This window comes from Achromobacter sp. AONIH1 (assembly GCF_002902905.1).
Lineage (GTDB): Bacteria > Pseudomonadota > Gammaproteobacteria > Burkholderiales > Burkholderiaceae_B > Achromobacter.
Map to the genome: position 1 here is coordinate 2,907,541 of NZ_CP026124.1, position 26,285 is coordinate 2,933,825.

22 protein-coding genes are annotated in these 26,285 nt (G+C 67.7%); 17 read left to right on the forward strand and 5 right to left on the reverse strand.

The genetic code is table 11. From position 1 onward, the window contains the following. Window position 1 precedes the first annotated feature (1 nt). Window positions 2-1,648 carry an electron transfer flavoprotein-ubiquinone oxidoreductase gene (locus tag C2U31_RS13220; protein ID WP_199770994.1) on the reverse strand — a complete coding sequence of 549 codons (1,647 nt, stop codon included), beginning with the start codon at window positions 1,646-1,648 and terminating at the stop codon, window positions 2-4. A 112-nt stretch (window positions 1,649-1,760) separates the two neighbouring features. Between C2U31_RS13220 and C2U31_RS13225 the strand changes: the two genes are divergently transcribed. The 3 genes from C2U31_RS13225 (at window position 1,761) to C2U31_RS13235 (ending at window position 3,821) form a co-directional block, all read left to right on the forward strand. Further along, window positions 1,761-2,210 carry a thioesterase family protein gene (locus C2U31_RS13225; RefSeq protein WP_103273172.1) on the forward strand — a complete coding sequence of 150 codons (450 nt, stop codon included), beginning with the start codon at window positions 1,761-1,763 and terminating at the stop codon, window positions 2,208-2,210. Window positions 2,211-2,456: 246 nt separating this feature from the next. After that, window positions 2,457-3,155, forward strand: coding sequence for a CoA transferase subunit A (locus C2U31_RS13230; protein WP_103273173.1), 699 nt, complete (start codon window positions 2,457-2,459; stop codon window positions 3,153-3,155). A gap of 12 nt (window positions 3,156-3,167) precedes the next feature. Then, entirely contained in the window at window positions 3,168-3,821 is a 654-nt protein-coding gene (locus tag C2U31_RS13235; protein ID WP_103273174.1) for a CoA transferase subunit B, read from the forward strand. 77 nt (window positions 3,822-3,898) lie between these two features. Here the strand turns inward: C2U31_RS13235 and C2U31_RS13240 are convergent, their stop codons facing one another. Continuing rightward, window positions 3,899-4,861: an SDR family NAD(P)-dependent oxidoreductase gene (locus C2U31_RS13240; protein ID WP_103273175.1), complete on the reverse strand. Its 963-nt coding sequence runs from the start codon at window positions 4,859-4,861 to the stop codon at window positions 3,899-3,901. A gap of 123 nt (window positions 4,862-4,984) precedes the next feature. Between C2U31_RS13240 and C2U31_RS13245 the strand changes: the two genes are divergently transcribed. Next, on the forward strand, window positions 4,985-5,914 hold the full coding sequence (locus C2U31_RS13245; protein WP_103273176.1) for an AraC family transcriptional regulator: 930 nt from the start codon (window positions 4,985-4,987) through the stop codon (window positions 5,912-5,914). Between the two features lie 36 nt (window positions 5,915-5,950). Here C2U31_RS13245 and C2U31_RS13250 read toward each other — a convergent pair whose 3' ends face one another. Beyond that, on the reverse strand, window positions 5,951-6,409 hold the full coding sequence (locus C2U31_RS13250) for a GNAT family N-acetyltransferase (RefSeq protein WP_103273177.1): 459 nt from the start codon (window positions 6,407-6,409) through the stop codon (window positions 5,951-5,953). 234 nt (window positions 6,410-6,643) lie between these two features. On the opposite strand from C2U31_RS13250, the gene C2U31_RS13255 reads away from it, so the two are divergent. The 9 genes from C2U31_RS13255 (at window position 6,644) to C2U31_RS13295 (ending at window position 17,877) form a co-directional block, all read left to right on the forward strand. Further along, the gene (locus C2U31_RS13255; protein ID WP_103273178.1) at window positions 6,644-7,519 is read left to right on the forward strand and encodes a MurR/RpiR family transcriptional regulator; all 876 of its coding nucleotides are present in this window, start codon (window positions 6,644-6,646) and stop codon (window positions 7,517-7,519) included. Beyond that, complete coding sequence (locus tag C2U31_RS13260) at window positions 7,516-8,496, forward strand: isoaspartyl peptidase/L-asparaginase family protein (protein WP_103273179.1); 981 nt, start codon at window positions 7,516-7,518, stop codon at window positions 8,494-8,496. The genes C2U31_RS13255 and C2U31_RS13260 overlap by 4 nt, the downstream gene beginning before the upstream one ends. Window positions 8,497-8,602: 106 nt before the next feature. Further along, window positions 8,603-10,489: a dipeptide ABC transporter ATP-binding protein gene (locus C2U31_RS13265; RefSeq protein ID WP_103273180.1), complete on the forward strand. Its 1,887-nt coding sequence runs from the start codon at window positions 8,603-8,605 to the stop codon at window positions 10,487-10,489. A gap of 81 nt (window positions 10,490-10,570) precedes the next feature. Continuing rightward, complete coding sequence (gene gsiB / locus C2U31_RS13270) at window positions 10,571-12,124, forward strand: glutathione ABC transporter substrate-binding protein GsiB (protein ID WP_103273181.1); 1,554 nt, start codon at window positions 10,571-10,573, stop codon at window positions 12,122-12,124. 91 nt (window positions 12,125-12,215) lie between these two features. After that, complete coding sequence (gene gsiC / locus C2U31_RS13275) at window positions 12,216-13,136, forward strand: glutathione ABC transporter permease GsiC (RefSeq protein WP_103273182.1); 921 nt, start codon at window positions 12,216-12,218, stop codon at window positions 13,134-13,136. Between the two features lie 7 nt (window positions 13,137-13,143). Continuing rightward, window positions 13,144-14,043, forward strand: a complete 900-nt coding sequence (gene gsiD, locus C2U31_RS13280) for a glutathione ABC transporter permease GsiD (protein WP_103273183.1) — start codon at window positions 13,144-13,146, stop codon at window positions 14,041-14,043. 87 nt (window positions 14,044-14,130) lie between these two features. After that, window positions 14,131-15,234, forward strand: coding sequence for a P1 family peptidase (locus tag C2U31_RS13285; protein WP_103273184.1), 1,104 nt, complete (start codon window positions 14,131-14,133; stop codon window positions 15,232-15,234). A 20-nt stretch (window positions 15,235-15,254) separates the two neighbouring features. Next, window positions 15,255-16,073, forward strand: coding sequence for a M55 family metallopeptidase (locus C2U31_RS13290; RefSeq protein ID WP_103273185.1), 819 nt, complete (start codon window positions 15,255-15,257; stop codon window positions 16,071-16,073). 13 nt (window positions 16,074-16,086) lie between these two features. Then, window positions 16,087-17,877 (forward strand): aminopeptidase P family protein, encoded by a 1,791-nt coding sequence (locus tag C2U31_RS13295; RefSeq protein WP_103273186.1) that lies wholly within the window; start codon window positions 16,087-16,089, stop codon window positions 17,875-17,877. 235 nt (window positions 17,878-18,112) lie between these two features. On the opposite strand, the gene C2U31_RS13300 is transcribed toward C2U31_RS13295, so the two are convergent. Together C2U31_RS13300 and C2U31_RS13305 are read right to left on the reverse strand one after the other, a co-directional pair. Then, window positions 18,113-19,126, reverse strand: coding sequence for a tripartite tricarboxylate transporter substrate binding protein (locus tag C2U31_RS13300; protein ID WP_103273187.1), 1,014 nt, complete (start codon window positions 19,124-19,126; stop codon window positions 18,113-18,115). 148 nt (window positions 19,127-19,274) lie between these two features. After that, the gene (locus C2U31_RS13305; protein ID WP_103273188.1) at window positions 19,275-20,210 is read right to left on the reverse strand and encodes a 4-hydroxy-tetrahydrodipicolinate synthase; all 936 of its coding nucleotides are present in this window, start codon (window positions 20,208-20,210) and stop codon (window positions 19,275-19,277) included. Between the two features lie 232 nt (window positions 20,211-20,442). On the opposite strand from C2U31_RS13305, the gene C2U31_RS13310 reads away from it, so the two are divergent. From C2U31_RS13310 to eno, 4 genes are all read left to right on the forward strand, one after another. Further along, on the forward strand, window positions 20,443-22,749 hold the full coding sequence (locus C2U31_RS13310) for a molybdopterin-dependent oxidoreductase (protein ID WP_103273189.1): 2,307 nt from the start codon (window positions 20,443-20,445) through the stop codon (window positions 22,747-22,749). Window positions 22,750-22,929: 180 nt separating this feature from the next. Then, on the forward strand, window positions 22,930-24,585 hold the full coding sequence (locus C2U31_RS13315) for a CTP synthase (RefSeq protein WP_103273190.1): 1,656 nt from the start codon (window positions 22,930-22,932) through the stop codon (window positions 24,583-24,585). A 97-nt stretch (window positions 24,586-24,682) separates the two neighbouring features. Further along, the gene (locus tag C2U31_RS13320; RefSeq protein WP_103273191.1) at window positions 24,683-24,967 is read left to right on the forward strand and encodes a DUF1330 domain-containing protein; all 285 of its coding nucleotides are present in this window, start codon (window positions 24,683-24,685) and stop codon (window positions 24,965-24,967) included. A 4-nt stretch (window positions 24,968-24,971) separates the two neighbouring features. Beyond that, a complete protein-coding gene (eno, locus tag C2U31_RS13325) occupies window positions 24,972-26,258 on the forward strand; it encodes a phosphopyruvate hydratase (RefSeq protein ID WP_103273192.1) in 1,287 nt (428 codons plus the stop codon). Window positions 26,259-26,285: the final 27 nt, after the last annotated feature.

Consider the following 26,285-nt stretch of genomic DNA (forward strand, 5'->3'; position numbering starts at 1 on the left):
CTCACATGCCGCTGTAGACGGGGCCTTCGCCGCCCTGCGGGGCGACCCAGACGATGTTCTGGGTGGGATCCTTGATGTCGCAGGTCTTGCAGTGCACGCAGTTCTGCGCGTTGATCTGCAGGCGGTCGTCGCCGTGGTCGTCCTTGACGAACTCGTACACGCCGGCCGGACAGTAGCGCGATTCCGGGCCGCCGTACTTGGCCAGGTTGACCTGCACCGGCACCGCCGGATCCTTCAGCGTCAGGTGCACCGGCTCGTTCTCGTCATGGTTGGTGTTCGAGATGAACACCGAGCTGAGCTTGTCGAACGTGAGCTTGCCGTCGGGCTTGGGGTAATCGATGCGCGCGCACTGCGAGGCCGGCTGCAGGCTGGCGTGGTCGGGCTTGCTGTTGCGCAGCGTCCAGGGGAAGTTGCCCTTGAGCACCAGCTGTTCGATGCCGGTCATGACGGTGGCGACGGTGCGGCCCTTCTTGAACCACTGCTTGAAGTTGCGCGCCTTGTTCAGTTCCTCGTGCAGCCAGGAGGACTTGAACGCGGCCGGGTAGGCGGACAGCTCGTCCTGGCGCCGGTCGGCCTGCACCGCGTCGAACGCGGCGTCGGCGGCCAGCATGCCGGTCTTGATGGCGGCATGGCTGCCCTTGATGCGCGAGGCGTTGAGGAAGCCGGCCTCGCAGCCGACCAGTACGCCGCCGGGCACGGTGAGCTTGGGCAGGGCCAGCAGGCCGCCCGCGGTGATGGCGCGCGCGCCGTAGGCGATGCGCTTGCCGCCTTCGAAGGTGCCGCGGATGGCGGGGTGGGTCTTGTAGCGCTGGAACTCGTCGAACGGCGACAGCCACGGGTTGGCGTAGTCCAGGCCGACGATCAGGCCGACCGCCACCAGGTTGTTGTCCAGGTGATAGAGGAAGGAGCCGCCGTAGGTGTCGGCGTCCAGCGGCCAGCCGGCGGTGTGGATCACCAGGCCGGGCTTGGACTGGGCCGGATCGACTTCCCACATTTCCTTGATGCCGATGCCGTAGGACTGGGCGTTGCGGCCGTCGTCGAGCTTGAAGCGCTCGATCAGCTGGCGGCCCAGCTGGCCGCGCGCGCCTTCGGCGAACACCGTATAACGCGCGTGCAGCTCCATGCCGGGCTGGTAGTGGTCGGTGTGGCTGCCGTCGCGGGCCACGCCCATGTCGCCGGTGGCCACGCCGCGCACGGCGCCCTGTTCGTCGTACAGCACTTCGACCGCGGCGAAGCCGGGGAAGATGTCCACGCCCAGCGCCTCGGCCTGTTCGCCCATCCACTTGACCACCTCGCCCAGGCGGACGATGTAGTTGCCTTCATTGTGGAAACAGGGCGGCAGCAGCCAGTTGGGCGTGACGCGGGCGCCGGTCTCGCTCAGGAACATGAACTTGTCCTGCGTGACCGGCACGGTCAGCGGCGCGCCCTTTTCCTTCCAGTCGGGGATGAGCTCGGTCAGGGCCAGCGGATCCATGACCGCGCCGGACAGCGTGTGCGCGCCCAGTTCGGCGCCTTTCTCCAGGACGCAGACGCCGATTTCCTGGCCCTTGTCGGCGGCCAGCTGCTTCAGGCGGATGGCGGTGGCCAGGCCGGCAGGTCCGCCGCCGACCACGACCACGTCATATTCCATCGACTCGCGTTCAGACATTTGCAAAGCTCCCCGTATGTATCCCATGTATGGCTGGAAGTATTATCAACGATTGTATTGCAGCCGGAGGCGGTGCCGCCTTCGCATTTCCTATAGCCATCAGGAGTAATTGGTGAACCCGGACACGCTGTCTGCGCGGATTCTTGCGGTGGGCGATACCCACCAGGTGGATCTGCCCCTGCGTTGGGGCGATTCGGACGCGCTCAACCATCTCAACAACACGCTGTATTTCCGTCTCATGGAAGAGGCGCGCATGCGCATCCTGTACGACGCGGGCTTCGAGTTGCCGGCCAACGACGGCGCCATCCTGGCGCACGCGTCCTGCGATTTTCTGCGCCCGCTGACTTATCCGGCCACCGTGCGAGTGACCCATACGGTGACCCGAATCGGACGCTCCAGCGCCGAATTCGAGCTGCTGCTGGAAAAGGTCGGCGACGATGCCGGCCCCTACGCGCGCGGCCGCAATGTGCTGGTCTGGATGGATTACGTGGCCAATACGTCCGCCCCGTGGCCGCCTGAAGTGCTGGCCAAGATGGCCACGCAGTTCCAGCCGGCGGCCTGAGGCGCGTCCGGGCTTTCCCTGCGCGCATTCACCGGCCAAGCCGGTAGAATCTGGCGCAGGATCACAATAGCAATAAAGGGCGCGCCATCGCCAGGCGCCGCGTTCCGGCAGGCAGTCGCGCCGGAACCGGGCCGATGGCCGCGCTCCAGGAAAAGACAGGGCCCGCCCCGGCCCGGACCTGCCGGCGGCAGGCGCCGGACCGGGGCAGGGCGCTACTTCGGTTAGACCCAAACAGGAGTTGGAGCGATGGACAAAGTTTATGCAAGCGCCCGGGAGGCGCTGGCAGGCATCGTCAAGGACGGCCAGATGATCGCCGTGGGCGGTTTCGGCCTTTGTGGCATTCCGGAAGCGCTGATCGCGGCGCTGCGCGATTCGGGCGTGAAGGACCTGACCTGCGTGAGCAACAACGCCGGTGTGGACGGTTTCGGCCTGGGCCAGCTGCTGAACACGCGGCAGGTGCGCAAGATGATCGCGTCCTACGTGGGCGAGAACAAGGAATTCGAGCGCCAGTACCTGTCGGGCGAGCTGGAGCTGGAATTCACGCCGCAGGGCACGCTGGCCGAGAAGCTGCGCGCCGGCGGCGCCGGCATCCCAGCGTTCTTCACCCGCACGGGCGTGGGCACCATCGTGGCCGACGGCAAGGAAATCCGCGAGTTCGACGGCCAGCAGTACGTGATGGAGCGTTCGCTGACGCCGGACGTGTCGCTGGTCAAGGCGCACATCGCCGACCGCAGCGGCAACCTGGTGTTCCGCAAGACCGCGCGCAACTTCAACCCGAACGTGGCGATGGCCGGCAAGATCACCGTGGTGGAAGTCGAGCAGATCGTCGAGACCGGCAGCCTGGACCCCGATCAGGTCCACCTGCCCGGCATCTACGTGCAACGGATCGTGCTGAACGCCACGCCGGAAAAGCGCATCGAACAACGCACCACCCGCCCGGCCTGAGGAGACGACGACATGGCATGGACCCGCGATGAAATGGCGGCGCGCGCCGCGCGCGAGCTGCAAGACGGCTTTTATGTGAACCTGGGCATCGGCCTGCCCACCCTGGTGGCCAACCACGTGCCGGCCGGCATGGAAGTGTGGCTGCAATCGGAGAACGGCCTGCTGGGCATTGGTCCCTTCCCGACCGAGGCCGAGGTCGACGCCGACCTGATCAACGCCGGCAAGCAAACGGTCACGACGCTGCCGGGCTCGTCGATCTTCTCGTCGGCCGATTCCTTCGCGATGATCCGCGGCGGCAAGATCAACCTGGCGATCCTGGGCGCGATGCAGGTGTCCGAGCAGGGCGACCTGGCCAACTGGATGATTCCGGGCAAGATGGTCAAGGGCATGGGCGGCGCGATGGACCTGGTGGCCGGCGTGGGCCGCGTGGTGGTCCTGATGGAGCACGTGGCCAAGAAGAAGGACGGCACCGAGGACATCAAGCTGCTGCCGGCCTGCAACCTGCCGCTGACCGGCGTGGGCGTGGTCAACCTGATCATCACCGACCTGGGCGTGATGGAAGTCACCGAGGGCGGCCTGAAGCTGCTGGAAGTGGCGCCGGGCGTGACGGTCCAAGAGATCCAGTCCAAGACGCTGGCCAAGCTGGATGTGTCGGCGGTGAAGTAAGCGCCGTCTCGCGCAAGCAGAGGAAAGCCCCGCGAGGGGCTTTTTTCTTGCCTGTGCGAGCGGCGCGCGCGGGCGGCTCAGCGCGCGGCGAACGCATCGATCCCGGTGAGCCCGGCGGACAGCGCCCAAAGCCGCGCCGCCGCCTCGGGATCGATCGCGTGTAGGCGCACGCCGGCGAAGGAGGGAGCTTCGCCCTGGTCCAGCGCGGCGATGTCGCAATCCTCGCAGTACAGCCCGCCCATGCCTTCCAGCTGCGGCGAGGCGGCTGCCCAGGTCTGGGTGGCCGCGCCCTGCTGCACGGTCTTGAAGCTGGGGGCGGCTGGTTGGCCGTTGGCGTCCAGCCAGCCCGCGGCCGTCATTTCTTCCTGCGTCAGGTGGCGTTGCAGCGGCGTGAAGATCTTGCCGGGATGCAGCGAAAAGGCGCGCACGCCATGCTCTCGTCCCAGCTTGTCCAGATGCAGGGCAAACAGGGCGTTCGCGGTTTTCGACTGCCCGTAGGCCAGCCATTTGTCGTAGCCCCGCGTGAACTGCACATCGTCCCAGCGCATGCCGGATTGATGGTGTCCGGCGGACGAGACGGCGACCACGCGCGCGCCGCTCCGGAGCGCCGGCCAGAGCAGGTTGGCCAGCGCGTAATGGCCCAGGTGGTTGGTGGCGAACTGGGCTTCCCAACCCGGCCCGACGCGGGTCTCGGGGCAGGCCATGATGCCCGCGCTGCAGATCAGCATGTCGACATGCTGTCCGCCGGCCAGGAAGCGCCGGGCGAAATCGCGCACGCTGTCCAGCCTGGCGAGATCCAGCGGTTCGACCTGGACCCTGGCGATGTCGCGAGTCTGCGCGCGGGCGGCCTCGGCGTCGCGCGCCGCGACGATGACGCGCGCGCCGGCCTGGGCCAGCGCGCGGGTGGTTTCCAGTCCCAGGCCGGAGTGGCCGCCGGTGACGATGGCGGTGGCGTGGGACAGGTCCAGGCCGGCGAGCACCGCCTGCGCGGTGGTGGCGGCGCCGAAACCGGAGCCGATCGGAAACTGCGGATGGGGCATGGCAAATCCTTGTAAGCCTCGGGATGTCCGGATGGAATCCATGCACTGCATTCTGCGCACTGGACTTGAGACTGTGAATGCAGCAAAGTCCGCTACTCTGTCGAGATCGTCCGAGGCCGCGCCATGGATCCGTTGTCCGAAGTCCTAGCCCTGTTGAATACCCAAAGTTCCTTCTTCGCCGGCCTGAAGGCGGGCGGCGATTGGGCCATCGACTTTCCCGCGCCCGATGGCATCAAGTTCAACGCGGTCGTCGAGGGCGCCTGCTGGCTGAGCGTCGAGGGCGTGGCGCAGGCGATCCGGCTGGAACGCGGCGATTGCTTCCTGCTGTCGCGCAGGCGGACGTTTTCATTGCGCAGCGATCCCGGCCTGCCGGCCGTTCCGGCGGATCAGGTGTATCGCCATGCCGTCCAGGGCATCGCCCGCTGTGGCACGGCCGATGGGTTCTTCCTGATCGGCGGGCGCTTCGCGTTCGGCGAGGCCGCCGGCTTGCTGGTCGACGGACTGCCGCCCGTCGCCGTGGTCAAGAGCGGATCGGAGCAGGCGGCGGTGCTGAGCTGGGCCTTACGGCGCCTGGCCCACGAGCTGGCGCACGCCTCGCCGGGCGGCGCCATCGTGATCCAGCACCTGGGCCACATCATGCTGGTGGAAATGCTGCGGCTCTATCTGGAGCGGGGCGGCGATGGCGCGCCGAGCTGGCTGCTGGCGGTCTCGGATCCTCGCATCGGCGCGGCGATCCAGGCGATCCACGCCGATCCCGCGCGCGCCTGGAACGTCGAGGCGCTGGCCGAAATTGCGGGCGTGTCGCGCTCCACGCTAGCCCTGCATTTCAAGCGCAAGGCGGGCATCGCGCCGCTGGAATACGTGCTGCGCTGGCGCATGCAACTGGCGGCGCGCGCGCTGACAGGCAGCCAGGCGACGATTTCCTCGGTCGCGCAGAAGCTGGGCTATGACTCCGACAGCGCGTTCAGCCATGCCTTCAAGCGTGTCATGGGCAGCGCGCCGAGCGTGTACCGGCGGCCGCCGGTTCCGCCGGACGGGCAGCAGGGCCGGTAGAGCCGGCGGCTTTCGTGTCCGCGCGCCCCGCCGCGCTCAGGCCGGCTCATCCAGCAGCATCCCGATGTGCGGGATGTTGTCTTCCATGTATTCCTCGGTCACGGCCTTGAAGCCGTGCGCGCCGTAGTAGCGCTGCAGATGCGCCTGCGCGCTCAGGTAGATGGGCTGGCCCGGCCAGACGCGACGGATTTCCTCCTTGGCGCGGCGCACCAGCTCATGGCCCAGGCCCGCGCCGCGCGCCGAGGGCGCGGTGACGACCCGGCCGATCACGGCCCGGCCTTCGTTGCGGGCCGGTTCCAGCAGCCGGCAGTAGGCGACCAGCGCGCCATTGTCCCAGGCCATCAGGTGCTGCGTCTGGCCTTGCAGGTCCTGGCCGTCCATGTCCAGGTAGGGGCAGTTCTGCTCCATGACGAACACCACCGAGCGCAACGTCAGCAGCGCATAGAGTTCGGCGGTGGTCAGGTCGGCGTGGGGCTTGCAGGTCCAGGCGGGCATGGGGGAATTCCAGGGTGGGGAGCGGCGGCGAATGCCGTCCGGGGTTCGGGCGTGGCCGCCGCGAGGGGAGCCGCGTAAGCGTACCGCAGACCGCCCCCGATTTTCGGCGGCTTGTTACAAGTAATCACGGGTATACCCCTAGTATGAAAATCTATTTTCTTATCTAAAATTTATCTGTAAACGAATTTACATAATCTTCTGCCACGTTTTCCGCGCCATTCCGCTCGCTTCCCCATGAACAAAGCCGTACTCACGATCGCTGATCGGATCGCCCGGGCCCAGCCCGCGCTGAGCCGCACCCAGCACAAGATGGCCGAGTACGTGCTGGCGCACCAGTTCCGCGTCGCCACCATGACGATCGACGAATTCGCCGCGGCGGTGGGCGTGTCGGTGGCCACGGCCAACCGTTTCGCGCGGGCGCTGGAACTGCCGGGCTACCCGCAGTTCCGCGCCGAGCTGGCGCGCGGTTTCGAGGCCGCGCTGGAACCCGTGGAAAAGTTGCGCACCGAGCTGGCGCATTCGGCCAGCGCCGTGCAGATCTTCGCCGCCACCCTGGAAGAAGACATCCGCAACGCCCAGCGCAACCTGCAAGGATTGGACGCCGAGGCCTGCGAGCAGGCCGTCGACATCATCCTGGGCGCCGATCGCGTCTTCATCATCGGTTTCGGCGCCAGCGGCTTCCTGGCCGGCATGCTGCAACGCGGCCTGTGCATGCACCTGCACTCGGTCGAGTCGCTCGCCGGCCCCGGCGGCGTATCCCACGCCGCCCGCCAGATGTCGCGCATGACCAGCAAGGATCTGGTCATCGCCATCGCCTTCCCGCGCTACCTGGCCGACACGGTCACGCTGGCCAATGCGGCCAAGCAGGCCGGCGTGCCGGTGCTGGTGCTGACCGACAAGCCCACGTCGCCGCTGGCGCCCGCCGCGTCCGTGGTGCTGTACGCGGTGTCGACGCGCCAGCTGATACCCAATTCCGAGACCGCGGCGCTGGGGCTGATCGAAGCCCTGTCGGCCGCCGTGGCCTATCGCGCCAAGAATTCCGTCGCGGCCGCGGCCGGGGTGACCCAGTCCGTGATGCCGTGGCTCATACATGGAGTAGGTAAACGATGATTCAACCCGTGATCGCCATTCACGGCGGCGCCGGCGCGATGTCCCGCGCGGCCATGTCCCCGGAGAAAGAACAGGAGTACCTGGGCGCGCTGAAGTCCATCGTGCAAGCCGGCCAGGCCGTGCTGGCCGCCGGCGGCAGCGCCCTGGACGCGGTCACCGAGGCCGTGCGCCTGCTGGAGGACTGCCCGCTGTTCAACGCTGGCCACGGTTCGGTCTTCACCAGCGCCGCGACGCACGAGCTGGACGCCGCCATCATGGACGGCGCCACGCTGCGCTCGGGCGCCATCGCCAACGTGCACCGCGTGCGCAACCCGATCTTCGCGGCGCGCAAGGTCATGGAAAACAGCAAGCACGTGTTCTTCGTGGGCGAGGGCGCCGAGGCCTTCGCCCGCCAGGAAGGGCTGGAGCTGGTTGACCCGTCCTATTTCTCGACCGAAGCCCGCCGCGAGCAGCTGCTGCGCGTGCAGCGCGAGACGCCCGAGGCCGCCGTGCTGGACCATGACGGCCAGGCCATGGTGGCGCGCGGCCAGCCCGCGCCGGCCGACCCGCTGGACGCCGACAAGAAGTTCGGCACGGTGGGCGCGGTGGCGGTCGATGCCCAGGGCAACCTGGCCGCGGCCACGTCCACCGGCGGCATCACCAACAAGCAGATCGGCCGCGTCGGCGACGCTCCGCTGATCGGCGCCGGCACCTATGCCAGCAACAAGACCTGCGCCGTGTCGGCGACGGGCACCGGCGAGATGTTCATCCGCATGGTTGCCGCCTATGACGTGGCGGCGCAGATGGAATACGCCGGCGCCAGCCTGGCGCAGGCCGCCGACAGCGTCGTGATGGACAAACTGCCGACGATCGAAGGCAAGGGCGGCCTGGTGGCCGTGGACGCGCAGGGCAATGTGGCCCTGCCGTTCAACACCGAAGGCATGTACCGCGGTTATGGCCGGGTGGGCGAAGCGCCCGTCGTGGCCATTTATCGCTAAGGCGCGCGGCGTCCCCCTGGGGGCGGCAGGCTCGCGCAGGGCTTTTTACACCGCCGTCCGGCCAAGCCGGGCGGCGGAATTTTCGAGTTTTGGGGATTGAAGAAAGATGGTTGATCGCGCTAACAGCCTGGCGATGCCGGATAACCGCGTGGTCCAGGTCGACGACCTGACGGTGCGCTTCGTCGGCTCGGAGCGCACGGTCGAAGCCGTGCGCAACCTGTCCTTCCACGTGGACCGGGGCGAGACCCTGGCCATCGTGGGCGAGTCCGGTTCCGGCAAGTCGGTGACCTCGCTGGCGCTGATGCGCCTGGTCGAGCACGGCGGCGGCCGCATCGCCCAGGGCAACATGGCGCTGCGCCGGCGCAACGGCACGGTGGTCGATCTGGTCAATTCCAGCCAGCGCGTCATGCGCAATGTGCGCGGCGCGGACATGGCCATGATCTTCCAGGAACCCATGACCTCGCTGAACCCGGTGTTCACCGCCGGGGACCAGATCGCCGAATCGATCCGCCAGCACCAGGGCAAGGATGCTGCCGCCGCGCGCGCCGAGGCGCTGCGCATGCTGGAACAGGTGCGCATTCCCGAGGCCAAGTCGGTGCTGGATCGCTTCCCGCATCAGCTGTCCGGCGGCATGCGCCAGCGCGTCATGATCGCCATGGCGCTGGCCTGCAAGCCGGCGCTGCTGATCGCCGACGAGCCGACCACCGCGCTGGACGTGACCATTCAGGCCCAGATCCTGCAACTGATTCGCCAGCTGCAGGAAGAAATGCACATGGGCGTGGTGTTCATCACCCACGACATGGGTGTGGTGGCCGAAGTGGCCGACCGCGTGCTGGTCATGTATCGCGGCGACAAGGTCGAGGAAGGCCCGTCCGAACGCGTGTTCGCCGATCCCCGTCACGCCTACACCCGCGCGCTGCTGTCCGCGGTGCCCAAGCTGGGCGCCATGCAGGGCACCGACCTGCCGGCCCGCTTTCCGCTGCTGCAGGTGGACGGCAAGGCCCAGCCCGTGGCCGAGCCCGCCGCCGCGAGCACCCAGGAAGTGCCGGCCGCGCGCAGGGAACCGATCCTCAGCGTGCGCGACCTGGTCACGCGCTTCGATCTGCGCGGCGGCATCATGAGCCGCGTGCAGCGCCGCGTGCATGCCGTCGAGAAGGTCAGCTTCGACCTGTACCCCGGCGAGACGCTGTCGCTGGTGGGCGAGTCGGGCTGCGGCAAGTCCACCACCGGCCGTTCGCTGCTGCGCCTGGTCGAAAGCCAGGGCGGCGAGATCCGCTTCGGCGGCCGCGACATCGTGCGCCTGAAGAACAGCGAGCTGCAATCGCTGCGCCGCGACATCCAGTTCGTGTTCCAGGATCCCTTCGCCTCGCTCGATCCGCGCGTCACGGTCGGCTTCTCGATCATGGAGCCGCTGCTGGTGCACGGCGTGTCCAAGGGCAAGGAGGCCGAACGCCGTGTCGCCGAACTGCTCGAGCGCGTCGGCCTGCCGCCAGAGGTGGCGCAGCGCTATCCGCACGAATTTTCCGGCGGCCAGCGCCAGCGCGTCTGCATCGCGCGCGCCCTGGCCCTGAACCCCAAGGTCGTGATCGCCGACGAATCGGTGTCGGCGCTGGACGTGTCGATCCAGGCGCAGATCGTGAACCTGCTGATCGACCTGCAGCGCGACATGGGCATCGCCTTCCTGTTCATCTCGCACGACATGGCCGTGGTCGAGCGCGTCAGCCACCGCGTGGCGGTGATGTACCTGGGCCAGATCGTCGAGATCGGCCCGCGCCGCGAGATTTTCGAGAACCCGCAGCACCCGTACACCAAGAAGCTGATGTCGGCCGTGCCGATCGCCGATCCGGCGCGCCGCCACATGAAGCGCACCTTGTTGTCCGATGAAATTCCCAGCCCGATCCGCAAGCTCGGCGACGAGCCGGTGGTGCAGCCGCTGGTGCAGGTAGGCAAGGACCACTTCGTCGCCCGCCACCCCGTTGGCGGCGCGTACTGAGCGGCCGCGCCGTGCAGTTGTGCCATATCTGAAGTTTCTTCCAACAAACCCCATAGCTTCCTCACGGAACCAGGAGTTGCAATGATGAAAGTTTTGCGCCCCACCAAGCTGATGGCCGCCGCCGCGGTGGCTTTCGGCATGCTCAGTTCGCCGCTGGCGCACGCTTCCAAGGACGTGACGTTTGCCGTCGCCATCGCCCTGGAAACGCTCGATCCGTACAACACCAACAGCACCCTGAACCAGGCGGCCGGCAAGGCCTACTACGAAGGCCTGTTCGAGTTCGACAAGGACCTGAAGGTCCAGAAGGTGCTGGCCACCGACTACACCGTCAGCGAAGACGGCCTGGTCTACACGTTCAAGCTGCGCGAAGGCGTCAAGTTCCATGACGGCACCGACTTCAACGCCGAAGCCGTCAAGATCAACTTCGACCGCCCGGCCAACCCGGACAACCGCCTGTCGCGCTACATCCAGTTCAGCGTCATCGAGAAGACCGAAGTGGTGGATCCGCTGACGATCAAGATCACGCTGAAGAAGCCGTTCTCGGCCTTCATCAACGCGCTGGCCCACCCGGCCGCCATGATGATCTCGCCGGCCGCGCTGGCCAAGTACGGCAAGGAAATCGGCTTCCACCCGGTGGGCACCGGCCCGTTCGAATTCGTCGAATGGAAGCCGGCCGAATACCTGAAGGTCAAGAAGTTCGACGGTTACTGGAAGAAGGGCTACCCGAAGGTCGACACGCTGACCTTCCGCACCGTCACCGACAACAACACGCGCGCCGCCGTGGTCCAGACCGGCGAGGCTCAGTTCGCCTTCCCGGTGCCGTTCGAGCAGGCCGCCGTGCTGAAGAAGAACGACAAGCTGGACGTGATCGATCACCAGAACTCGATCATGACCCGCTACCTGTCGATGAACGTGCAGCAAAAGCCGTTCGACAATCCCAAGGTGCGCGAAGCCATCAACTACGCCATCAACAAGGAAGCGCTGGCCAAGGTCGCGTTCTCGGGCTACGCCTCCGTGGTCGAAGGCGTGGTGCCGCAGGGCGTGGACTACGCCTACAAGACCGGCGCCTGGCCGCATGACATCAAGAAGGCCAAGGCCCTGCTGGCCGAAGCCGGCTACCCCAACGGCTTCGAAAGCACGCTGTGGTCGGCCTACAACGACGGCACGTCGGTCAAGGCGGTCCAGTTCCTGCAGCAGCAGCTGGCCCAGGTCGGCATCAAGGTGTCGGTGGAAGTGCTGGAATCCGGCCAGCGCGTGCAGCGCGTGCAGCAGGTGCAGAAGCCCGAGGAAGCCAAGGTCCGCATGTACTACGCCGGTTGGTCCTCGTCGACCGGCGAGGCCGACTGGGGCCTGCGTCCGCTGCTGACCACGCCGGCTTTCCCGCCCGTGCTCAACAACGTGTCGTACTACTCGAACAAGGCGGTTGACGACGGCGTGCAGCAAGCGCTGGCCACGACCGATCGCGCCAAGAAGACCGAGATCTACAAGAACGTTCAGGAAACCATCTGGAAGGACGCCCCGTGGGCCTTCCTGGTGACCCAGAACAACCTGTACGTCCGTTCGAAGAACCTGTCGGGCGTGTACGTGGAACCGGACACCTCGTTCTGGTTCGGCGACATCGAACTGAAGCAGTAAACCTTGCAGTAACCCCCGGGGCCGCAAGGCCCCACAGTTAGGCCGCATGCGGCGGGAACATGACGTTCCCGCCGCTGTCGCAGGAATTTCAATGCTGACCTACATCGTCAAACGTCTTTTGGGCATGATCCCCACGCTGCTGCTGGTGGCCGTGGTCGTGTTCCTGTTTGTGCACATGCTTCCGGGCGACCCGGCGCGACTGGCCGCGGGCCAGGAGGCCGACCAGCAGACCGTCGAACTCGTGCGCAAGGAACTCGGGCTGGATCTGCCCCTGCCGCAGCAGTTCGTGCGCTACTTCAGCCACATGCTGCAAGGCGACCTGGGTACCTCGCTGCGTACCAAGCGCCCCGTCTCGACCGAAATCGCCGACCGCTTCATGCCCACGCTGTGGCTGACGATCGCCAGCATGGTCTGGTCCGTCGCCTTCGGCATGATCATCGGCATCGTCTCGGCCGTCTGGCGCAACCGCTGGCCCGACCGCCTCGGCATGACGCTGGCCGTGTCCGGCATCTCGTTCCCCGCCTTCGCGCTGGGCATGATGCTGATGCAGATCTTCTCGGTGAACCTGGGCTGGCTGCCGACTGTCGGCGCCTCGACCTGGCAACACTACATCCTGCCGTCCATCACGCTGGGCGCGGCGGTGGCCGCCGTGATGGCGCGCTTCACCCGCGCGTCCTTCGTCGAAGTGGTGCAGGAAGACTTCGTGCGCACCGCGCGCGCCAAGGGCCTGACCGAGCGCCGCGTGATCATCAAGCACGCGCTGCGCAACGCGCTGATCCCGGTGGTCACGATGATGGGCCTGCAGTTCGGCTTCCTGCTGGGCGGCTCCATCGTGGTCGAGACCGTGTTCAACTGGCCCGGCCTGGGCCGTCTGCTGGTCGACGCCGTCACCCAGCGCGACTATCCGGTGATCCAGGGCCTGGTGCTGCTGTTCTCGCTGGAATTCATCCTGATCAACCTGATTGTCGACGTGCTCTACGGCGTCATCAATCCCAGCATCCGTTACAAGTGAGGCGGCCATGAGCAATACGACACCCGCCACTACCATCGCCGCCGCTTCCCAGAACGACGTGCGCACGCCCGCCACAGAGTTCTGGCGCAAATTCAAGAAGCAGAAGCTGGCCGTCGGCGCCGGCATCTTCGTCCTGCTGCTGGTCGTGGTGGCGATCTTTGCCCCCTGGATCGTGCCGTTCGACGCCGAGAACTTCTTCGACTACGACGCGCTCAACGCCGGCCCCTCGCTGACCCACTGGCTGGGCGTGGACTCGCTGGGCCGCGACATCTTCAGCCGCATCGTGATGGGCGCCCGCATCTCGCTGGCCGCCGGCTTCCTGTCCGTCTTCATGGGCGCCATCGTCGGCACCTTCATGGGCCTGATGGCGGGCTACTACGAAGGCTGGTGGGAACGCATCACCATGCGCGTCTCGGACGTGCTGCTGGCCTTCCCCGGCATGCTGCTGGCCATCGGCGTGGTCGCCATCCTGGGCTCCAGCATGGTCAACGTGATCGTGGCCGTGGCCGTGTTCAGCGTGCCGGCCTTCGCCCGCCTGGTGCGCGGCAACACGCTGTCGATCAAGCAGATGACCTACGTCGAAGCGGTCAAGAGCGTGGGCGCGTCCGACTGGACCATCATCATGCGCCACATCCTGCCCGGCACGATCTCGCCGATCGTGGTGTACGGCACGATGCGTATCGGCACCTCGATCATCACCGCGGCCAGCCTGTCGTTCCTGGGCATGGGCGCCTCGCCTCCCACGCCCGAGTGGGGCGCGATGCTGAACGAGGCCCGCGCCGACATGGTGATCGCGCCGCACGTGGCCATCTTCCCGGCGCTGGCGATCTTCCTGACCGTGCTGGCGTTCAACCTGCTGGGCGACGGCCTGCGCGACGCGCTCGATCCCAAGATCGACCGCAAGTAATCCCACGCCGCCGTCCCGTCCGCGCGCGCGCCTTCCGGCGCGCGCATCCGGCGAGGGACGGCGGCGTTTCGCATTCTGGAGCGATACATGGCTGAGCTGGACACCCAAGCGCCGGACATTCCCCGCATCGGCGATTTGCCGGCGGGCCCCCTGGATTCCATCTGCGACGTCGGCGACGTCACCGTGGGCCACGTCACGCTGGCCGATGGCGCATCGCAGACCGGCGTGACCGTGGTGCGCACGCACGCCGGCGACCCGTTCCTGGACAAGACGCCCGCAGCCGCCACCGTGCTCAACGGCTTCGGCAAGAGCACGGGGCTGGTGCAGGTGCAGGAGCTGGGCGTGCTGGAAACGCCCATCGCGCTGACCAACACCTTCGGCGTGGGCACCGTGGCCAACGCGCAGATCCGCGCCGCCGTGGCAGCCAATCCCGCCATTGGCCGCGAGCTGTCCACGGTCAATCCGCTGGTGTTCGAGTGCAACGACGGCTACCTGAATGACATCCAGGCCATGGCGGTGCAGGAAGCGCACTACGCCCAGGCGCTGGCCGCGGCCGGCAAGCGGATGGCGCAGGGCGCGGTCGGCGCCGGGCGCGGCATGTCCTGCTTTTCGTTCAAGGGCGGCATCGGCTCGGCCTCGCGCCTGGCCGAGGTCCAGCCCGGCCAACGCTACACCGTGGGCGCGCTGGTGCTGGCCAACTTCGGCCGCCTGCCCAACCTGACCGTGGCCGGCCGTCCGTTCGGCCGCCGGCTGTCGCAACAGCTCGACGCCAGCCTGGCGCAGGCCGGCGAGAACGCCGTGATCACGCCGGAGAAGGGCTCGATCATACTGCTGCTGGCCACCGACGCGCCGCTGGACGCGCGCCAGCTGCGCCGCCTGTCGCTGCGCGCCGGCGCCGGCCTGGCCCGCACCGGCTCGGTGTTCGGCCATGGCAGCGGCGACATCGCGCTGGCCTTTTCCACCGCCTACACCGTGCCGCAGCTGGCCGACCGGCCGATGCCGGCGATCGCCATGCTGCACGAAACCCGCATCGACCCGCTGTTCGAGGCGGCGGCGCAGGCCTGCGAGCAGGCCATCATTGCCGCGCTCTGGCGCGCTGACAGCGTGACCGGCCGCGATGGCCATCGCCGCGCCAGCATCCGCGAAGCCGCGCCGCAATGGCAACAATGGCTCGCTGATTCCGCATTCTGAACATCCCTAGGACTGACTCCATGAAGATCCTGATCTCCACCGATATCGAAGGCGTCGCCGGCGTCTTCCATTCCGAGCAAGTGCGCGCCGGCAACGGCGAATACGAGCGCGCCCGCGCCTGGATGACCGCCGAGGCCAACGCCGCCGTGCAGGGCGCCATCGCCGGCGGCGCCGAGGACATTCTGGTCAACGATTCGCACGGCGGTTTCCGCAATCTGCTGCCCGACGGCCTGGATGAGCGCGCCCGCCTGGTGCTGGGCAAGCCGCGCTACCTGGGCATGATGGGCGGGCTGGAAGAGGGCTGCGACGCGGTCTTCATGATCGGCTACCACTCGCGTTCGCAGGGGCGTGGCATCCTGGCCCACACCATCAACAGCTTCGCCTTCGCCCGCGTGTTCATCAACGGCATGGAGCTGGGCGAGGCCGGCCTGTATGGCGCGCTGGCCGGCGAGATGGGCGTGCCCGTGATCCTGGCGACCGGCGACGACGTCTTCATCAGCGAAACCTCGGACCTGTTCCCCGGCGCGCAATGGGTGCAGACCAAGGTGGCGCACGGGCAGGGCAGCGGCGTCACGCTGTCGCCGGCGGCCTCGCGCCGCGCCATCGCGGCCGCCGCCGAGACGGCCGTGCGCAACCTGAAAAAGGCGGTTCCTTTCCGCATCCCCGCGCCTATAGAATGCCGGTTGCAGACGCAGAGCCCGGCGCTGGCCGACCTGTTCTGCATGTGGCCCACGCTGGAGCGCGTGGACGGCGTGACCCTGACGTTCACCACGGACAGCATGCAGTCGGCCGTCCGCACGCTGAACAGCCTGGCCGCCATGTCTTTCATGTTGCGTTGAGGATCCCTTTCCCATGTCCAGTACCGATGCCCGTATCGCCCTGCTGCGGCAGGCCATGAGCCGCCGCGGCCTGTCCGCCTACATCGTGCCGTCCTCGGACCCGCACCTGTCCGAATACCTGCCGGCGCGCTGGCAGGGGCGGCGCTGGCTGTCGGGCTTCACGGGCTCGGTGGGCACGCTGGTGGTCACGGCCGATTTCGCCGGCCTGTGGGTCGACAGCCGCTACTGGGTGCAGGCCGAGGCGCAGCTGGCCGGCACCGGCGTGCAACTGATGAAGATCGCGCTGGCCACCACGCCCGGCCATGTGGATTGGCTGGCCGCCAACACGCGGGCGGGTCAGCGCATCGGCGTGGACGGACAGGTGCTGGGCCTGGCGGCTTTCCGCGCCTTGTCGGCCGCCGCCGCCGCGTCGGGCGCCTCGCTGGAGATCGGCGCCGACCTGCTGGACGACATCTGGGAAGGCCGCGCCGGCCTGCCGGACGCACGCATCTACGAACACGTCGCGCCGCAGGCCTGCGTCAGCCGCGCCGACAAGCTGGCGCAGGTGCGCGAGGCCATGCGCAAGCATGGCGCCGACGCGCATTTCATCAGCACGCTCGACGACATCGCCTGGCTCTTCAACCTGCGCGGCGCCGACGTGGACTACAACCCGGTGTTCGTCGGCCATGCGCTGGTCGGCCTGGACTACGCCACGCTGTTCGTGGCCGAAGGCAAGGTGGACGAGACCTTGCGCGCCGTCCTGGCCGCGGACGGCGTGGACGTCGCTGGCTATGCCCAGGCCGCCGAGGCGCTGGGCTCGCTGGAGCTGGACCAGACCCTGCTGATCGACCCGGCCCGCGTCACCTGCGGCGTGTTCCACGCCATGAATCCGGACGTGCCGCGCGTCGAGGCGATCAATCCGTCCACGCTGCTGAAGTCGCGCAAGACCGAGGCCGAACTGGCCAATGTGCGCCAGGCCATGGAACAGGACGGCGCGGCGCTGTGCGAGTTCTTCGCCTGGTTCGAAGGCGCGCTGGGCAAGGAACGCATCACCGAGCTGACCATCGACGAACAGATCACCGCGGCCCGCGCGCGCCGGCCCGGCTATGTCTGTCCCAGCTTCGCCACCATCGCCGGTTTCAACGCCAACGGCGCCATGCCGCATTACCGCGCCACCGCCGAATCGCACGCCGTGATCGAAGGCGATGGCCTGCTGCTGATCGACTCGGGCGGCCAGTATCTGGGCGGCACCACCGACATCACCCGCGTGGTCGCGGTGGGCGCGCCCAGCGCCGACCAGAAGGTCGACTTCACGCTGGTGCTCAAGGGCATGATCGCACTGTCGCGCGCGTCCTTCCCGCGCGGCACCCCGTCGCCGATGCTGGACGCCATCGCGCGCGCGCCGATCTGGGAAGGCGGCGCCGAGTACGGCCACGGCACGGGTCACGGCGTGGGCTATTTCCTGAACGTGCACGAAGGCCCGCAGGTGATTTCGTACCGCGCGGCTCCCGGCCCGCACACGGCGATGGAGCCGGGCATGATCACCTCCAACGAACCGGGCATCTACCGTCCGGGCCGCTGGGGCGTGCGCATCGAGAACCTGGTGGCCAACCGCAGCTGGCTGACCTCGGAACTGGGCGAGTTCCTGTGCTTCGAGACGCTGACGCTGTGCCCGATCGATACGCGCTGCATCGAGCCTTCGCTGTTGCGCGACGACGAGCGCGCCTGGCTCAACGACTATCACAAGACGGTGTTCGAGCGCCTGTCGCCGCTGGTCGAGGGCGATGCCCTGGCGTGGCTGACGCTGCGCTGTAAAGAGGTGTGACCCAAAGGGGTAGCCCACCCCCGAAGCGCCTGCGGCGCTTCCCACCTGGGCGGCCCCCCTCAAGGGGGCGCCGCGACGGACCGGCAAAGCCGGCTCCGTGCGGCCCCGCTTGGAGAGGCACTGCCATATTGCGATCGGGCGCGACTTTTGCACCTCGCGTAGATACAGTCGAAGACACAAGGCCGGCGTCATATGGCGCCGGCCTTGTCGCATCGAGTGCCGGACTGGCTTGGTCCTATTCGTTGATCTCGATCTTCGACTGCTCGATGATGGTCTGGTAGCGCTTCATCTCGGCGTTGATGAAGCGGCTGAAATCGGCGGAGTTCTTGACCGCGGGTTCAAAGCCCAGCCCGCCGAGCTGTTCCACCACCTTGGGCGTGGCCATGATCTTGGCCGACGCCGCTTCCAGCTTCTTGACCACCGGCGCCGGCAGCTTGGCCGGGCCCCACAGGCCGTACCAGGAATAGAACTCGAAGTTCTTCTGGCCCTGCTCGCGCATGCTGGGCACGTCGGCCAGCAGCGGGCTGCGCTCGGCGCCCGTCACCGCCACGGCGCGCAGCTTGTCGGCGCGCACCATGGGCAGCGAGGACAGCATCGGGTCGAACAGCGCGTGCACCTGGCCGCCGATCAGGTCCGACAGCGCCGGGCCGCCGCCGCGATACAGCACGATCGGGATCTGGCTCAGGCCGTTCTCGTGCAGGAAGGAGGCCGCCGCCAGATGGCCGGCCGAGCCGAAGCCGGTGGTGGCGAACGAGTATTTCTGCGGATCGGCCTTCAGCGTCTTGACCAGCTCCTGCACGTTGTTGGCCGGCACCTTGGGGTTGATGCTGAAGATCAGCGCGCCTTGCGCCAGTTCGCTGATGGGTGTGAAATCCTTGACCGCGTCGAACTTGATGGTCTTCTTGTACAGCAGCGGATTGATCGCATGGATGGACGCGTTCAGGTACAGCGTGTAGCCATCGGGTGCCGCGCGCGCGACGTAGGCCGCGCCGATCATGCCGGAAGCGCCGGCGCGGTTTTCCACCACCACGGACTGGCCCAGCTCCTTGGCGAGCTGCTCGGCGTAGATGCGCGCCACGCCGTCGACCGAGCCGCCGGGCGGATGCGGCACCACCAGCGTGATCGGGCGCTGCGGATAAGCCTCCTGCGCGGAGGCGGCGGCGGGCGCCAGAGTGGCGGCCAGCGCCAGGGCGGGAACCAGGGATTTGAGCAGCGCCAGCGGCGCGCGGTGGGAAGCGGAACGGGACATGGCAGGATTTCTCGGGCAAAGGGGGGCGCGGCGGGCGCGTGCGGGCATGCGGCGCCGCGCGGGGCGGGCGCCCGGTACGCGGCGGCATGCCGGATTTGGATTCGAGCCGGCGGCCTCGCCGCCGCCGGCCGGGTTCAGGCGGCCGGGATCAGGCCGCCTTCAGCTGGGCCGAGCTGAAACCGTACTTGGCGTCCAGCCCCAGCTCGCGCACGATGCGCAGGCCCTTGGCCAGCGCCTCGCCTTCCAGGCCGCGCAGCGGGCGGCGCAGGTCGCCCACGGGCAGGCCCACGGCCTTCATCAGCGATTTGATCGCGACTGGGTTGATGGCCGAATACGAGTAATGCAGCATCGGCAGCAGGCCCAGATAGCCTTCGCGGAAGCTCACCGACACGTCTGGCGTGACCCAGGGGCGCGAGATGGAGGCCATCTCGGCCGGCGCGATGTTGCCGGTCATGTTGGCGGTGCCGTGGCCGCCCAGGCTCATGGTGGGGACCACCAGGCCCAGGTTGGGCGAATCGCAGCACATCACCGACACATCGGGACGGCCGCGCAGCACCTGCGCCACCTGCCCGACGCGGGTGGTGGATTCCTTGTGCACCACGTAGTTCGGGTGCTTGAAGATGCGCAGCAGCTGGTCCCAGTGCAGGTCGCTCTTGACCCGGGGCGGGTTGTTGTAGATGCCCAGCGGCAGGTCGGTGGCGTCGGCCACTTCGAGGAAGTAGGCCTCGGTATCGGCTTCCGACGCGCAGATGTAGGCCGGGGCGGCCAGGATGGCGCCGTCGGCGCCGTTCTCGCGCGCGAACTTCAGGTATTCGATGGTGGTGTCGGTGTTGTTGCCGGTGCAGCCGTAGAACAGCTGCATCTTGCCGGTCTTCATCTTGGCGGTCTCGACGATGACCTGGCGGCGCTCTTCGTGCGACAGCAGCGAGACCTCGCCGGTGGAACCCATGATCAGCACGGCGGCGGTGCCGTGGTCTTCCTGGAACTTCAACAGGCTGCGAAATGCGCTGAAATCGACGCTGCCGTCACGGTTGAACGGCGTGACGATGGCGACGAAGGACCCCTGGATCTTGTTTTTGCTCATGACCTACTCCAACAGATTGGACTGCCTTGTGAGTCAGGTGTCGCGCGGTCGGTGCTGACGCCTGACCATTCCCCTTGCTGCTTTCGCAGTATAGAAAGACCGGTCCCGAAAAATTTTCTATTTTCCACACTTGGGAGACGGCCGAAAGACAATTATTTTCTAAGTTGATGCTGCTAAGTTATGAGAGTTTCCCCAACAATACGACTTTTGTTGCAGCCGCCGGGAGGATTCCATGGCCGACACGATCTCCCGTTTTCCCACCCTGTCGCACTGGGGCGCCTATACGGCGGTGGTGCAGGGCGGCCGGCTCGCGGGCTGCGAGCCCTTCGCCCATGACCAGGCCCCGTCCCCGCTTATTCATGCCATGCCCGACCTGGTCCATTCGCCGCTGCGGGTGGCGCGGCCCAGCGTGCGCGCCAGCTGGCTCAGGCATCGCGGCGCGCCCGAGCTGCGCGGCGTCGAGGGTTACGTCGAGGTCGAATGGGACATGGCGCTGCGGCTGGTGCACGAGGAATTGCAGCGCGTGCGCGCCGAGCATGGCCCGGCCGCGATCTTCGGCGGCTCCTATGGCTGGTCCTCGGCCGGCCGGTTGCACCATGCCCGCACGCTGACGCACCGATTCCTCTACGCCGGCGGCGGCTGCGTGGACCAGGCCGGCAATTACAGCTGGGGCGCGGCCCAGTTCCTGCTGCCGCACATCATCGGCACCTACGCGCCGGTGACGGGCCGCGTCACCGACTGGAACAGCGTGGTGGGCAATACGCGGCTGCTGATCGCCTTTGGCGGCATCGCGCTGCGCAACACGCAGATCACGTCCGGCGGCGCCGGCGACCATCCCACGCCCGGCTGGCTGGCGCGGGCGCGCGCGGCCGGCATGCGGACGGTGATCGTGAGCCCGTCGCGCGGCGATGCGCCCGAGGCGCTGGATGCCGAATGGGTGCCCATCCGACCCAATACCGACGCGGCCCTGATGCTGGGCATGGCGCACACGCTGTTGTCCGAGGGCCTGCACGACGCGGATTTCGTGGCGCGCTGCTGCAACGGCTTCGAGACCTACGCCGACTATGTGCTGGGCCGCGCCGGCGGCCAGGCCCGCACGCCGGAATGGGCGGAAGGCGTCTGCGGCGTGCCGGCGGCCACCATCCGCCGGCTGGCGCGCGAGGCGGCCGGCTGCCGCACGCTGCTGACCTGCGCCTGGTCGCTGCAGCGCAGCCATCGCGGCGAGCAGCCGTACTGGGGCAGCGTGGCGCTGGCCGCGCTGCTGGGCCAGATCGGCCTGCCCGGCGGCGGCTTCGCCTTCGGGCACGGCTCGATGAACGGAGCCGGCAATCCCCGGCCCGACCTGCCCGCGCCGGAAATGCGCGCGGGCCGCAACCCGGCAGGCGTCTCGATTCCCGTGGCGCGCATGGCCGACATGCTGCTGCATCCCGGCCAGCCCTATGAATTCAACGGCCGCGGCGGCGTCTATCCGGACATCCGGCTGGTGTACTGGGCCGGCGGCAACCCCTTCCATCACCACCAGGACCTGAACCGGCTGGCGCGGGCCTGGACGCGGCCCGAGACCATCATCGTGCACGAGCCCTGGTGGACGCCGACCGCGCGCCGCGCCGACATCGTGCTGCCGGCCACCACCACGCTGGAGCGCAACGACGTGGGCGGCTCGTCGCGCGACCGTTACATCCTGGCGATGCGCCAGGCGCTGGCGCCCGTCGGCCACAGCCGCAACGACTTCGACATCTATCGCGAGCTGGCGGCGATGGCTGGCTTCGAGCAGGTCTATACCGAAGGCCGTGACGAGATGGCCTGGATCCGCCATATCTACGAACAGATGCGGCCGGCCTGGGAGGCGCAGCAGCTGACGCTGCCGGATTTCGACGCCTTCTGGGAGCGCGGCCACGTGGCGTTGCCCGAGCCGCCGCGCGACTTCGTGCTGTTCGAGCAGTTCCGCGCCGACCCCCAGGCGCATCCGCTCAAGACCGCCTCGGGCAAGCTGGAGCTGTACAGCGAGGCGCTGGCCGGCTTCGGCTACGCCGATTGCCCGCCGCATCCGGCCTGGCTGCCGCCGGCGGAATGGCTGGGCGCCGAGGCCGCCCGCGAGTGGCCCCTGCACCTCGTGACCTGCCAGCCGGCGGGCCGGCTGCATTCGCAGCTGGACCAGTCGAACGCCGCGCGCGAGGCCGAGATTGCCGGCCGCGAACCGGTCCGCATGCATCCGGCCGACGCGGCCGCGCGCGGCATCGGCCAGGGGGACGTGGTGCGCCTGTACAACGAACGCGGCGCCTGCCTGGGAGGCGCCGACCTGGACGAGGGCGTGGCGCGCGGGGTGGTGGTCATGGCCACGGGCGCCTGGTTCGACCCGCGCGACGCGTCGCTGGAGCGCCACGGCAATCCGAACGTGCTGACCCGGGACGAGGGCACCTCGCGGCTGGCGCAGGGCTGCAGCGCGCTGTCGGCCCTGGTTCAGGCGGAAAAATGGGCCGGCGGGCCGGAGCCGGTGCGGGTGTTCGAGCCGCCGGCGCTGGCGCGACTGGCGGGCTGAACCCGGCGCGCGGCCGCCCGGTCTGGCGGGCGAAGGGGGCGATCGGCCCGCAAGCCGCGTCCCGCCTGGACGCTGCCAAATGTTACGCCTGGCGGCTAAGGGGAAACCCAAACTCGCCGCGCCGCCCGGCTATAATCCAAATTTCCCGCACGCGCCCGCTCGTCCCGGGCGCTCATTACGATGACCAAATACGTATTTGTCACCGGCGGAGTGGTGTCTTCCCTGGGCAAGGGCATCGCCGCCGCGTCGCTTGCAGCCATCCTCGAGTCGCGTGGCCTGCAGGTCACCATGCTCAAGCTCGACCCCTACATCAACGTCGATCCGGGCACCATGAGCCCGTTCCAGCACGGCGAAGTGTTCGTCACCGAAGACGGCGCCGAGACCGACCTGGACCTGGGGCACTACGAGCGCTTCGTTTCCGCCCGCATGCACAAGGTGAACAACTTCACCACCGGGCAGATCTACGAATCGGTGCTGCGCAAGGAGCGTCGTGGCGACTACCTGGGCAAGACCGTCCAGGTGATTCCGCACATCACCAATGAAATCCAGGACTTCATCGCCCGTGGCGCCGATGCCGCCTGGAATGGCAACACCGATGTGGCCATCGTCGAGATCGGCGGCACCGTGGGCGACATCGAGTCGCTGCCGTTCCTGGAAGCCGCCCGCCAGATGAGCCTGCGCATGGGCCGCAACAACGCCGCCTTCGTGCACCTGACGCTGGTGCCGTTCATCGCGTCCGCCGGCGAACTCAAGACCAAGCCGACCCAGCACTCGGTGCAGAAGCTGCGCGAAATCGGCATCTACCCGAATGCGCTGCTGTGCCGCGCCGACCGCCCGATCCCGGACGACGAGCGCGCCAAGATCTCGATGTTCTCGAACGTGCCGCTGGACGCGGTGATCTCCGTCTGGGACGCCGATTCCATCTACAAGATCCCCGCCATGCTGCACAAGCAGGGCGTGGACAACATCGTCTGCGAAGCGCTGGGCCTGAACCCGCCGCCGGCCGACCTGTCCATGTGGGACAACCTGGTCGAGGCGCTGGAGCATCCGCAGCACCAGCTCACCATCGGCATGGTCGGCAAGTACGTCGATCTGACCGAGTCGTACAAGTCGCTGACCGAAGCCCTGGTGCACGCCGGCATCCACACGCGCTCGAAGATCAACATCGAGTACATCGACTCGGAAGACATCGAGACCCGCGGCACCGACCAGCTCAAGCACCTGGACGCCATCCTGGTGCCGGGCGGCTTCGGCAAGCGCGGCACCGAGGGCAAGATCGCCGCCATCCGCTACGCCCGCGAGAACGGCGTGCCCTACCTGGGCATCTGCCTGGGCATGCAGCTGGCCGTGATCGAGTTCGCGCGCCATGTGGCCGGCCTGGGCGGCGCCAACAGCACCGAGTTCGACCCGTCCGCGCCGCATCCCGTGGTGGCCCTGATCACCGAGTGGATGGACCGCGAAGGCAAGGTCGAGAAGCGCGACAACTCGTCCGACCTGGGCGGCACGATGCGCAAGGGCGCGCAGCGCGTGCCCATCAAGCCGGGCACCCGCGCCCAGAGCATCTACGGCGACGAGGTCAACGAGCGCCATCGTCACCGCTACGAGGTGAACAACGTCTACGTGCCGCGCCTGGAAGAGGCCGGCATGGTGATCAGCGCGCGCACCCCGAGCGAGAACCTGCCGGAAATCATGGAACTGCCCGACCACCCCTGGTTCGTCGGCGTGCAGTTCCACCCGGAGTTCACGTCCACGCCGCGCGACGGCCACCCGCTGTTCTCCAGCTATATCCGCGCCGCCATCGAGCACAAGGCTCGCCGCGGCGGGCAGGGCGCCTGATGCGGTTCCGCGGCCCGGCCTCGCGCTTGCGCACGGCCAGGGCCGCGGGCAATTTCGCTGGCGCCCTTCATCCACGCAACCGCTCACAAGGAACCCCATGAGTGCCTATCTGATCGCCGATGTCTCAGTGACCAAGCCTGCGCAATACGAGGATTACAAGCGTCTGTCCACGCTCGCGATGCGGGCCTACGACGCCAAGATCCTGGTGCGCGGCGGCGAATCCAAGGTGCTCGAGGGGCGTGAACCCGGCCGCACGGTCGTCATGGAATTCCCCTCCATGGGCGCCGCGCAGGCCTTCTACGACTCCTGGCAGTACCGCCGGGCCCGCAATGCCCGCGTAGGCGCGGCCGTCATGAATATGTTTATCGTTCAGGGAATGTAAAGTCATGAGTGCAATCGTCGACATCATCGGCCGCGAAATCCTCGATTCGCGCGGCAACCCCACCGTGGAATGCGATGTGCTGCTGGAATCCGGCGCCATGGGCCGCGCGGCCGTGCCGTCGGGCGCGTCCACCGGCGCCCGCGAGGCCATCGAGCTGCGCGACGGCGACAAGAGCCGCTACCTGGGCAAGGGCGTGCTGCGCGCCGTCGAGAACCTCAACACCGAGATCTCCGAAGCGCTGATGGGCCTGGACGCGCAGGAGCAGACCTTCGTCGATCGCACCCTGATCGAGCTGGACGGCACCGAGTCCAAGGAACGCCTGGGCGCCAACGCGCTGCTGGCCGCCTCGATGGCCGTGGCCCGCGCCGCCGCCGACGAGTCCGGCCTGTCGCTGTACCGCTACTTCGGCGGCAGCGGCCCCATGAGCATGCCCGTGCCGATGATGAACGTCATCAACGGCGGCGCGCACGCCAACAACACGCTGGACCTGCAGGAATTGATGATCCTGCCGGTGGGCGCGGGCAGCTTCCGTGAAGCCCTGCGCTGGGGCGCCGAAGTCTTCCACATGCTCAAGAAGCTGATCCACGGCCAGGGCATGTCCACCGCCGTGGGCGACGAGGGCGGTTTCGCCCCCAACGTGGCCAGCCACGAAGCCGCGATCCAGCTGATCCTGAAGGCCATCACCGAAGCCGGCTACGAGCCGGGCACGCAGATCGCCCTGGGCCTGGACTGCGCCAGCTCCGAGTTCTACCGCGACGGCAAGTACACGCTGGCCGGCGAAGGCGGCATCTCGCTGTCCTCGCAGGAATTCGCCAACCTGCTGGCGACCTGGTGCGACAAGTACCCGATCATCTCGATCGAGGACGGCATGGCCGAAAACGACTGGGACGGCTGGAAGCTCCTGACCGACCAGCTCGGCAAGAAGGTGCAGCTGGTGGGCGACGACCTGTTCGTCACCAACACCAAGATCCTGCGCGAAGGCATCCAGAAGGGCGTGGCCAACTCGATCCTCATCAAGATCAACCAGATCGGCACGCTGACCGAGACCTTCGCCGCCATCGAAATGGCCAAGCGCGCCGGCTACACCGCCGTCGTGTCGCACCGTTCGGGCGAAACCGAGGACTCGACCATCGCCGACATCGCGGTGGCCACCAACGCCATGCAGATCAAGACCGGTTCGCTGTCGCGTTCCGACCGCATGGCCAAGTACAACCAGCTGCTGCGCATCGAGGAAGAGCTGGCTGAAGTGGCCTCCTACCCTGGCCTGGAAGCTTTCTACAACTTGCGCTAAGGTAGGCGCGGCGGCCGCGCACTGCGC

Coding starts and splice junctions, on each gene's coding strand:
- C2U31_RS13220 (WP_199770994.1), bottom strand. CDS start 1,648: ATGTCTGAACGCGAGTCGATGGAATATGACGTGGTCGTGGTCGGCGGC.
- C2U31_RS13230 (WP_103273173.1), top strand. CDS start 2,457: ATGGACAAAGTTTATGCAAGCGCCCGGGAGGCGCTGGCAGGCATCGTC.
- C2U31_RS13235 (WP_103273174.1), top strand. CDS start 3,168: ATGGCATGGACCCGCGATGAAATGGCGGCGCGCGCCGCGCGCGAGCTG.
- C2U31_RS13240 (WP_103273175.1), bottom strand. CDS start 4,861: ATGCCCCATCCGCAGTTTCCGATCGGCTCCGGTTTCGGCGCCGCCACC.
- C2U31_RS13245 (WP_103273176.1), top strand. CDS start 4,985: ATGGATCCGTTGTCCGAAGTCCTAGCCCTGTTGAATACCCAAAGTTCC.
- C2U31_RS13250 (WP_103273177.1), bottom strand. CDS start 6,409: ATGCCCGCCTGGACCTGCAAGCCCCACGCCGACCTGACCACCGCCGAA.
- C2U31_RS13255 (WP_103273178.1), top strand. CDS start 6,644: ATGAACAAAGCCGTACTCACGATCGCTGATCGGATCGCCCGGGCCCAG.
- C2U31_RS13260 (WP_103273179.1), top strand. CDS start 7,516: ATGATTCAACCCGTGATCGCCATTCACGGCGGCGCCGGCGCGATGTCC.
- C2U31_RS13265 (WP_103273180.1), top strand. CDS start 8,603: ATGGTTGATCGCGCTAACAGCCTGGCGATGCCGGATAACCGCGTGGTC.
- gsiB (WP_103273181.1), top strand. CDS start 10,571: ATGATGAAAGTTTTGCGCCCCACCAAGCTGATGGCCGCCGCCGCGGTG.
- gsiC (WP_103273182.1), top strand. CDS start 12,216: ATGCTGACCTACATCGTCAAACGTCTTTTGGGCATGATCCCCACGCTG.
- gsiD (WP_103273183.1), top strand. CDS start 13,144: ATGAGCAATACGACACCCGCCACTACCATCGCCGCCGCTTCCCAGAAC.
- C2U31_RS13285 (WP_103273184.1), top strand. CDS start 14,131: ATGGCTGAGCTGGACACCCAAGCGCCGGACATTCCCCGCATCGGCGAT.
- C2U31_RS13290 (WP_103273185.1), top strand. CDS start 15,255: ATGAAGATCCTGATCTCCACCGATATCGAAGGCGTCGCCGGCGTCTTC.
- C2U31_RS13295 (WP_103273186.1), top strand. CDS start 16,087: ATGTCCAGTACCGATGCCCGTATCGCCCTGCTGCGGCAGGCCATGAGC.
- C2U31_RS13300 (WP_103273187.1), bottom strand. CDS start 19,126: ATGTCCCGTTCCGCTTCCCACCGCGCGCCGCTGGCGCTGCTCAAATCC.
- C2U31_RS13305 (WP_103273188.1), bottom strand. CDS start 20,210: ATGAGCAAAAACAAGATCCAGGGGTCCTTCGTCGCCATCGTCACGCCG.
- C2U31_RS13310 (WP_103273189.1), top strand. CDS start 20,443: ATGGCCGACACGATCTCCCGTTTTCCCACCCTGTCGCACTGGGGCGCC.
- C2U31_RS13315 (WP_103273190.1), top strand. CDS start 22,930: ATGACCAAATACGTATTTGTCACCGGCGGAGTGGTGTCTTCCCTGGGC.
- C2U31_RS13320 (WP_103273191.1), top strand. CDS start 24,683: ATGAGTGCCTATCTGATCGCCGATGTCTCAGTGACCAAGCCTGCGCAA.
- eno (WP_103273192.1), top strand. CDS start 24,972: ATGAGTGCAATCGTCGACATCATCGGCCGCGAAATCCTCGATTCGCGC.